Here is a 682-nt window from a genome sequence, read left to right on the forward strand (position 1 = left end):
ACTGTCAAAAATGTAGTGCAAATAGCAGCGGGTCATGAATGGCGTAAAAACTTTAACCTGACCAATATTAATAGTGCCACAACTAGAGGTATTCAATACATATTACCCGGCTGTCACTGTGACATAGGTGGAGCTTATGAAAATGGAAATTATGAGCAGACCCATTTGGTTAAAATGAATAAAGAAGGTATAGCTACAGTAATAAAGTACGGGGCTGGAAGTAAACAATTTGAATATTTTAAAGAAAAACACAAAAAAGAGTTGGTAGAGAGTGGCTGGTACAAACCAGATCAGTTAAAATATATAATGACTACAGACAATTATAACATTATATACAAAGGGACTCGCTATATAGACCAGAGGTACAGTTTTCTTTCCTTACACTTTATGTGTGGGTTTGCTAAAGAAAAAGGTGCGGGATTTAATATAGATAGCTTAAGTACAAAATTTAAAATACCTGAAAAAGCAGGAGATAAAGAGCATATTTTGAACTATGTAAAAAAGAAACTGGAAGCGTACATACAGGCTGTAAAAGATACCGAAGATTACACACAAATCATATCTTATACAAAGTATCTTGATTTTGCCAATGAAAAAATACTCATTAACACCAATTTGCATTGGTCGGCCACAGACAAAACGGGGCATGAACCAAGAGCGAATAAAATAAGAACAGTAACAG

Annotated in this window: 1 pseudogene; it reads left to right on the plus strand. The window is 34.5% G+C overall.

Annotated elements, in window-relative coordinates:
- Positions 1-682 (plus strand): annotated as a pseudogene (locus IUY40_RS19200) (DUF2235 domain-containing protein); the annotation flags it as partial.

The organism is Flavobacterium sp. ALJ2, from assembly GCF_015594725.1.
Taxonomy (GTDB): domain Bacteria; phylum Bacteroidota; class Bacteroidia; order Flavobacteriales; family Flavobacteriaceae; genus Flavobacterium.